This is a genomic window from Halorubrum sp. AD140 (assembly GCF_034497445.1).
Lineage (GTDB): Archaea > Halobacteriota > Halobacteria > Halobacteriales > Haloferacaceae > Halorubrum.
On the sequence record NZ_JAXRUU010000090.1, the window covers coordinates 1 to 8,772 of the forward strand.

Annotated in this window: 8 protein-coding genes; all 8 read left to right on the plus strand. The window is 64.7% G+C overall.

All coding sequences use genetic code 11. The features are described from left to right. Positions 1 to 1,151 (plus strand): ABC transporter substrate-binding protein (locus U4E84_RS15500; RefSeq protein ID WP_322533022.1); only part of this gene is annotated, 1,151 nt, incomplete at its 5' end. Positions 1,152 to 1,153: 2 nt separating this feature from the next. Beyond that, positions 1,154 to 2,368 carry an ABC transporter substrate-binding protein gene (locus tag U4E84_RS15505; protein ID WP_322533023.1) on the plus strand — a complete coding sequence of 405 codons (1,215 nt, stop codon included), beginning with the start codon at positions 1,154 to 1,156 and terminating at the stop codon, positions 2,366 to 2,368. 2 nt (positions 2,369 to 2,370) lie between these two features. Next, the gene (locus U4E84_RS15510) at positions 2,371 to 3,606 is read left to right on the plus strand and encodes an ABC transporter substrate-binding protein (RefSeq protein ID WP_322533025.1); all 1,236 of its coding nucleotides are present in this window, start codon (positions 2,371 to 2,373) and stop codon (positions 3,604 to 3,606) included. Positions 3,607 to 3,608: 2 nt separating this feature from the next. Next, positions 3,609 to 4,769, plus strand: a complete 1,161-nt coding sequence (locus U4E84_RS15515) for an ABC transporter substrate-binding protein (protein WP_322533026.1) — start codon at positions 3,609 to 3,611, stop codon at positions 4,767 to 4,769. Beyond that, the gene (locus tag U4E84_RS15520) at positions 4,756 to 5,649 is read left to right on the plus strand and encodes an NAD(P)/FAD-dependent oxidoreductase (RefSeq protein ID WP_322533027.1); all 894 of its coding nucleotides are present in this window, start codon (positions 4,756 to 4,758) and stop codon (positions 5,647 to 5,649) included. The genes U4E84_RS15515 and U4E84_RS15520 overlap by 14 nt, the downstream gene beginning before the upstream one ends. Positions 5,650 to 5,941: 292 nt before the next feature. Further along, on the plus strand, positions 5,942 to 7,126 hold the full coding sequence (locus U4E84_RS15525) for an ABC transporter substrate-binding protein (RefSeq protein WP_322533028.1): 1,185 nt from the start codon (positions 5,942 to 5,944) through the stop codon (positions 7,124 to 7,126). Further along, entirely contained in the window at positions 7,127 to 7,300 is a 174-nt protein-coding gene (locus U4E84_RS15530) for a hypothetical protein (RefSeq protein ID WP_322533029.1), read from the plus strand. A gap of 255 nt (positions 7,301 to 7,555) precedes the next feature. Further along, positions 7,556 to 8,506: a hypothetical protein gene (locus tag U4E84_RS15535; protein ID WP_322533030.1), complete on the plus strand. Its 951-nt coding sequence runs from the start codon at positions 7,556 to 7,558 to the stop codon at positions 8,504 to 8,506. Positions 8,507 to 8,772: the final 266 nt, after the last annotated feature.

Sequence of the window (8,772 nt, forward strand, 5' to 3'; positions counted from 1 at the left end):
CAGGGTGTACCGGCGGGAGCGGATCCGGAGACACGACGAACGAGTCGGCAGACACCTCCGAAGACACCTCCGAAGACACCTCGTACGAAGTAGATATCGAGCCGGCCGGGAACGTCAGCTTCGACTCGGTCCCGGAGACGTGGGTCGCCGAAGGCGGCGCGTGGGTCGACATGGGCGTCGCACTCGGCGTCGAAGACGGGATCCTCTCGAACGGCTCGTACCCGGCCCCGCAGCTGTTCTACGACGTGTTCGACGTCTCGATCGACAGGGACGCGAGCGTGAGCTTTTGGAAGGACGGCGGGTACGACAAGGAGGTCTTCTACGAAACCGACGCGAACGTCCACTTCCTCGATCCCGCCGCGATCAAGTACTGGGACGACAGCTGGGACGACGACGACATCGAGGAGATTTCGGAGGCCGTGGGCCCGATCTGCGGGAACAACTGCCGGCGCCGACGACCGTTCCGCGAGGAGATCGACTACCCGCTGTACTCGCTGTACGAAGCCTTCGAAAAGGTCGCACAGGTGTTCCGAAAGGAGGACCGCTACGAGGCGCTCGCCGAGATCCACGACGAGGTTCTCGCCGAGGTACAGTCGCGGCTCCCGCCCGAGGACGACCGCCCCGAGATCGGGTTGATCAACTCTGGGTCAAAGCCATCAGAGAACCTCTTTTATCCGATGGACGTGACCGCCGACGGCTACGAGCTGAAGACCTACCGCGATCTCGGGGTTATCAGCGCGTTCCAGGACACTGAGAGTGGCAACACCGAGGCCGATTACGAGTATCTGCTTGAGGTCGACCCTGAAGTGTTGGTGATCCACTGGGGTATCGGCCACCAAGGTTCCTCAGACGGCGCGCCCGAGAACGGACACCGGTTCGACAACGAGCTGTTCCGCGAGACGTGGCTCGAACCCATGCAGGACCACTCGGTCGGCCAGGAGTTGACGGCGGTCCAAGAGGAGCGCATCCTCCCCGGCGCGTGGGGCGAACAGGGTCCAATCGTCAACCTGTTCCAGACCGAGTTGACCGCGAGACAGCTGTACCCGGAGGAATTCGGCGCGTTCGATCCCGAACAGTATCCGAACGTTCCCGAAGAGGAACAGCTGTTCGACCGCGAGCGCGTCGCGGACATCATCAACGGAGACTTCTAACAATGAACGACAACGACGACACGATCCGACGCGAGGCACCGACGCGGCGCGATTACGTAAAGTACGGCGGAACGGTCGTCGGCGGTGGACTGCTCGCCGGCTGTACCGGCGACGGCCCCGAGAGCGACGATTCGACGTCGAACGAGTCGAGCAGCGAGGAGTCGGACGCGGCCGACGACGAGCGCTACACGGTCGACCTCTCGCCGGTGGGCAAAGTGGAGTTCGACGCGCCACCGAAGAGAGTGGTGGCGTTCGACCGGCAGTGGATCCACATCGCGTACGAACTCGGCCACGGTGACGCAGTCGTCGGGGCCGCTCGTCCCGACAGTCTGTGGTTCACACTACACGAAACTTTGCCCGGCGTGTCGATCGATCTCGACGGAATCGAGAGCTTCTACGGGGACCAAATAGACAAAGAGGTACTCTACGAAATCGATCCGGACCTGATCGCGGTCGATCCCCTCCGTGCGCCGACGCTCGAAGGGCTCGACGAGAGCGACATCGAGGAACTGGAACGGAACGTCGCCCCCTTCTTCGCCAACCGGTACAGTTGGACAGAGGGCTACGACGGCGACGAGACGTACACGTACTACACGCTGTTCGACCTCTACGAGAAGTTCGGTGAGGCGTTCGAAGCGCAGGACCGGGTCGCCGCGCTCAGAGAGGTCGACGAGGATCTGACCGAAACCATCCACTCCGACTTACCGCCCGAAGAGGAACGACCGACGGTTATGCAGGTCGGATACTACGACGGCGAGTTCTACACGTACGACATCGAAGACGGTGGGATCCACACGCGGCACTACCGGGAGGTCGGAGCTCGAAGTGCGATTCGGGAGACGTACGGCGACGACGTGCCCTTCGAGTTCGGGACCGCCGTCGATTTCGAGACGCTCTTGGAAATCGATCCGGACGTGCTCATCCAAGCCTCGTCGCTCTTCTACGGCGACGTCGAAGGTGTGAGCCACGAAGACACCGTGGAGGAAGTGAGCGAACACGAGGTCGGAAGCGAGCTCACCGCGATCCAGAACGACGCGTACTACCCGGGTGGGACGCCGTACGCCGGTCCCGTTGCGTACCTGTTCTACAGCGAACTGACGGCGAAGTACCTGTACCCGGAGACTTTCGGCGAGTTCCCTGGTCTGGGCGAGATTCCCGAAGAGGAACAGCTGTTCGACCGCCAGCGCGTCGCGGACATCATCAACGGAGACATCTAACAATGAGTGACGACAACGAGACGATTCGACAGGGAGCACCGACGCGGCGAGACTACGTGAAGTACGGCGGAACGGTCGTCGGCGGTGGGCTGCTCGCGGGGTGTACCGGCGGCGAAACCGAGACGACGCAGGAATCGGACAATACGACCGAGGAGGAATCGGACGCGTCCGAGTCGTGGACGGCATCGATGCCGCCGGTGGGCGACCTCGAGTTCGATTCGGTGCCCGAGAGCTTATTTGATTCCGAGGGGTTCGTCGCGGACGTCGTGACGGCGCTCGGCCACAGCGACACCGTCGATGCGTTCTCCTACGAGAAGTGGCCGACGCATTTCTACGAGCAACTCCCAGGCGTCGACCCCGAAACCGATTTCGACACATCGTTGATGACCGACGGCAAGGCGGACAAAGAGGTGTTCTACGAGATTGCCCCCGACATCATCACTATCGACCCGAACCTGATGATGAGCTGGGAACTCGACGCCGCGGACATCTCAGAGATAGAGGAGAACGTCGGCCCGATTTTCGGTCAGCGAGCGCGTGGCCCACGAGCCGACGGCTTCTACAAGTACGGCGACGGCGAGCCGTATCCGTATCTCGACCTCTACGAGCAGACCGAGATCTACGGACAGGTGTTTCAAGAGCAGGACCGCGCGGAGGCGATCATCGAAGTCAACCGCGAGCTGATCGACGAGGTCACCAGTCGACTCCCGCCTGAATCGGAGCGACCGACGGTGATGGTCGGCGGGATTTTCAGCGGCGAGGTGTACGCGAACGTCATCTACTTCGAGGAGACGACCCCCGAGGTCGTCCGTGACGGCGAGGTCCGCACCTACAGCAAGAAACAGTACCGCGAACTCGGTGTCGTGAACGCGTTCGCGGACGCCGAGTTCGACGGTCCGTTCTGGACGACGACCGACGGAGAGGGGCTGCTCGAAGCCGATCCGGAAATGATCTTTCTCGACAATGGCGTCGCCGATGAAGAGTTCGTCACCGAACAGACCCAGACGCTCCGCGAGGATTCCGTTATGAGCGAGGTGACAGCCGTGAAAGAAGATCAGATATATCCCGGTGGAACCGCCGTCCAAGGGCCGATCGTCAACATGTTCCAGACCGAGATGGTCGCCAAACAGCTCTATTCAGAGGAGTTCGGAGAGTGGCACGGCCTCGGCGAGACACCCGAAGACGAACAGCTGTTCGACCGCCAGCGCGTTGCGGACATCATCAACGGAGACATCTAACAATGAGCGACGACAACGAGACGATTCGGCAGGAGGCACCGACGCGGAGAGATTATGTGAAGTACGGCGGCGCGGTCGTCGGCGGCGGGCTGCTCGCGGGGTGTACCGGCGACGGCGGTGGCGACAGTTCCGGGGACGACACGTCAGCTGAGGAGACTGAACCCGAGGATGAGAGCTACTCGGTGACGATGGAACCGGTCGGTGAGGTCGAGTTCGAGGAGCCCCCCGAGACGTGGATTCCGTACACGGGTGATTACGCCGACATGGGCGTCGCTCTCGGACGGGCCGACGGTCTCGAAGCGATCGGGGTCAGCGCCCGATTCGGCGCGCACCTGTACGAAGAGCTGCCGGACGTTTCCGTCGAGAAGGACGATCTCACGGAGCTCTACGACGAGGGAACCGGGAAGGAGGTTTTCTACGAACTGGACGCGGACCTCCACGTCGTCGATCCGAACTTCATGATCAACCGCCTCGAGTGGAGCGAAGACGACGTCGAGGAGATCCGCGAGAACGTCGCACCGTGGTTCGGGAACACGGTCTTCACGCAGGTGTACGACTGGCACGACTACCGGTACTACTCGCTGTACGAAGCCTTCGAGAAGCTCTCGGAGGTCTTCGGAGAAGAGGAGCGATACGAGGCGTTCCAAGCGTATCACGACGAAGTGCTCGAACGCGTCCGATCCCGCCTTCCGGACGAGGGGCCCGACATCGCCATCCTCGTTCCCGCCGAAACCCCGCCCGAATCGTACTACCCGTACCGCATCGGCGCGGGAACGCAGTCGAAACAGTGGCGCGACTTGGAGGTCGGTGACGCGCTGGCCGAAAACGACGTCGTGGACGCCCAAGCCGGTGGCGGGACGATCGACTACGAGACGCTTCTCGACATCGATCCGGACGCGATCGCCGTTCGGATCGAAGGCGAGATTTCGGACGAACACTTCCAGAGCAACATCGTCGACCACCTGGAGGACCACGACGTGGCGAGCGACCTCTCCGCGGTACAGGACGGTCGCGTGTTCTATGCGGGACAGACCTACCAGGGACCGATCATCCACCTCTTCCAGTTGGAGATGGCCGCGCGAGGAGTGTATCCGGACGAGTTCGGCGACGAGGAGCTGTTCGACCGCCAGCGAGTCGCGGACATCGTCAATGGGGACGCCTGAACCGACGTCGCACCACGACGTGATCGTGGTGGGCGGCGGGCCAGCGGGCTGTTCGGCGGGCGTGTTCACCGCACGCTACGGCCTCGACACGGTCGTCTTCGACAAGGGGAGCGCGGCCCTGCCGCGGTGTGCCTATCTGGAGAACTACCTCGGATTCCCCGCTGGTATCTCCGTTGAAGACTTCACGGATCTCATGCACGCCCACGTCAGCGAGGCGGGCTGTGACGTCGTCAAGGAGCGCGTGGAATCGGTCACACGGCCGGACGCGGACGAGCGGTTCGTCGTCGAGACACAGACCGGAGGGGTACACTCCGCAACGCACGTCGTCGCTGCAGCGTGGTACGACGGCTCGTATCTCCGCGGGCTGGACGATGACGCCATGTTCAAGCGACAGGAGCACCACGGCGAGGTCGAGGAGCGCTTCGACCCGGAGTATCCAGACGAGGACGGTCGAACGTCAGTCGACGGGTTGTACGTGGCGTCACCGGCCGGCGATCGAAGCGCGCAGGCCATCGTCGTTGCGGGTCACGGCGCGCACGTCGCCCGATGTCTGTTAGAAGATCGCAGAACCGAGCGCGGGTACTCGGGCGGGGTCGCACCGCACTACGATTGGCTCAGATCCGACGCCGAGTTCGCGGGCGAGTGGGCCGAACGCGACCGCTGGCGCACGTGGTTCGACGGCGAGTCGGAAGCTGACCTTCCCGAAGACCGACTGACGGACCTTCGAGAGGCCTATATCGATCGAGCGTTCGAGACGCGACGGACCGACCGAGAGGTCGAGGCGGCAACAGAGCGCGGTCTTCGGCGACTGGTCGAGGTCATCGGACCGGATCGACTCCTCGACGTGATCGACGACGAGGAGATTCGTGCGTACGTGTGAGAGTCCGACAGTGAAGAGTAGTTCAACCACAATGAAGAGCAGGTCAACCGCGGCCGAGTGCGAGATCGAACGAACCAAGCGCCTGACGGCGGCCCGAAAGAGAGTTCCGCGCGTGGCCGGCCTACGAGAACGGCGACACGTATCCCGCGTTCGACGAGCGCGAACGACTGTTCGATCACGAGCGGGTGGCCGGGATCATCACGGACGGCGTCTGACTGGAGGCGTCCTCCCCAATATTTTAGGCTTGCCTAAAAATCGTAGGAGTTAAGGTTGTTTAGGTGGGCCTAAAACTATGCCGAGACAGGATCCGTTCCGAGACACACAGACGCGCAGAGACTACGTGAAGTACGGCGGAACGGTCGTCGGCGGCGGACTACTCGCGGGCTGTACGGGACGCGCTGCAGACGAGGGCGGTAGTGCGGACGACGAGTCCGCCGAGGATGACGAGTCCACCGGGGACGACTCCTACACGGTCTCCATGGAGCCCGCGGGCACCGTGACGTTCGAGGACGTACCGGAGAGGTACGTCACGTACAAGGAGGCCTGGGCGGAGATGGCCATCGCGCTCGGGCGGGCCGACGACCTCGTCGGCACGGACCTCGCGTACGGCGGACAGAGCGAGCTCAACGACCTCTTCTACTCGGAGCTCGACGGCGTGGAGTTCCCCACCGACGACGTGACCGACCTCAGGGGCGGCGGCGAGGAGATCGACAAGGAGGTTTTCTACGAGATCGACGCGGACGTGCACCTGATCGACCCCAACCTCCCGAGCGTGTACTTCGACTGGGACAACGAGGACACCGACGAGGTCGCCGAGAACGTCGCCCCGTTCTTCGGGAGCTTCATCCGCCGCGAACGCGACGACTCGTGGGGCGAGGAGTACGAGTTCTACGGATTGTACGAATCGTTCGAGCGGGTCTCGCGGCTGTTTCGAGAAGAGGAGCGGTACGAGGCGTTCGCGGAGGTCCACGACGAGATGCTCGCCGAGATCGAGTCGCGGCTGCCGCCGGAGGACGAGCGACCGTCGATCGGCCTCGTGAACGGCGGCTCAGATCCGAGCGAGGGAACGTTCTACGTGATGGACCCGACCGCGGCGGGCTACGAGATGAAACACTACCGCGACCTCGGGATCCGAGACGCCTTCGCCGACGCGGAGACCGGCGAGAACGGCGAGACGGACTACGAGACGCTGGTCGAGTACGACCCCGACCAGCTGTTCGTCCACTGGGGTGTCACCTACTCCGACGAGGAGTTCGCCGAGGCGTACGTCGAGCCGATGGAGAACGACTCCGTCGGCAGCGAACTCACCGCGGTGCGGGAGGGGCGAGTGTTCAAGGGAGGGACCGCCGAACAGGGACCGATCACGAACCTCTTCCAGACGGAGCTGGTGGCTCGGGATCAGTATCCGGACGAGTTCGGCGACGAGGAGCTGTTCGACCGGCAGCGGGTCGCGGAGATCGTCGCGGGGGACCTGTGAATGCGGGCCCGCGAGTGGGCCATCGCCGGCACGTTCGGAGACCCCGCGGAGTACGGTATCCCGGACCCGCCCGCGGTGCGGGTGTGTCGGCTCGACGGCGGCGGCATGGCGCTGTCCGCGGGGAGCGACGAACCGTTCATCGCCGCCGAACGGCCGGTCGACGTCCGACGGTAACATGACCACGAAACCGACTGCCACGGTCGCGCGGGGCCGGTTCGCCGGACCGCAACCCGACGACCGGGAGACGCACCCGCGCTTCACGGAGTGACGCACACCTATGTACGACCGACGATCGACGACGACGCTCGCTCGACGGCGGACGGGGAGCGCGATCGGCGGCGCTCGTCGATGGCTCCGCCCGCTCGGAGCCGGCGCGACTCGGACGGCGGGCCGACTCGGACCGAATCCGACCGGGGAGGTGGTCCGTCCGTGATCGGAACGACGCTCACGGAGCTCCGCGACCACATCGAGTCGCTGGCCAGCGAAGACGGGGACTACGCCCTCGTCTGTGCGAGATACGGCGACCGTCCCGTTCCGGCGTCCGATCTCCGGTTCGAGACGCGGGCGACGGCCAGGGCGGCCGCCCACGCGACGACGCGGTACCGGCGAGCCCTGCGCCGGTACGACCCGCAGGTCCCGTACTACGACATCGTCGTCTGCCAGGAGGTGGATCGAATGGGCGGAACGACCCCGATCAGGACGTGCTGTGAGTCGGAGCACGGCACTCGCGACTGGTCCCTCTCAGAGCCCGTGGTGAACCGCCGGCCCGCGGTCGCTCGCGAGCTCGTGGAGTTCTGTCACCGCGTCGCCGCGGCGGTCTTCGAGACGCTCTCGCGACACGGCTACGACCTCGTCGAATCCGCGATCATGAACGCGTACTTCGTGCACGCCGAGGAGCTCGCCGACCCGGACGGACTGTGCGTCCGCCTGCTGGAGAGCATGGCCGTCGAACTCGGGGACCGGTTGTCGCCGTCCGAACAGGTGACGCTCCTGTCGGCGGCGGCGGGCCGACTGGAGTACGCTCCCGACGGCTCGGCGGCCTCTCTCGCGCAGTCTCCGGACCGGCGGACGGTCGAGGAGTCGCTCTCCGTCCTCCGGGAGGTCGGCCTCTTCCGACGCGGCACGACGGTGACTGGACCGGCGGACGTCGAAGAGGGACCTGCGAACCTCGTGGTCGACGTCTCGGGGTACGCGCTTCGACCGCACTGCGGCCGACTGCCGCTGCTCCCGATCGCGCTCGCCGTCCACCGCTGTGAGGACGCGTGGGTCCCCACGCGCATGGAAGCGTCTGACGACGGCTGGCGGATCGCGTTTCGATCCGTCGCCGGCTCGGACCCGATCGGCCGCGTCGATCGGGTGTTCGCCCCGGAGGTGCGCTGAGATGTCGGTCGAGACGCGCGTCGACAGGGCGCCGACGCGCGTCGAGCGCGAACGCGCCAGTCCCGGAGAAGAGCGCCTGGTCGACGGGCGCTCCCGGTCCCGTCCGTCCGAGGGTGAGCTCGCGTGACCGCGGAGTCGGAGTACCTCCTCGGTCTGCTCGTCGTCGAGCGACGCTCGTCCCCGCCGGTGTCGTCGGGCCAACTCGCGGCGTTACTCGATCGGTCCCCCGCCGCGGCGACGGAGATGCTCCAGCGGCTCGAGGGGCG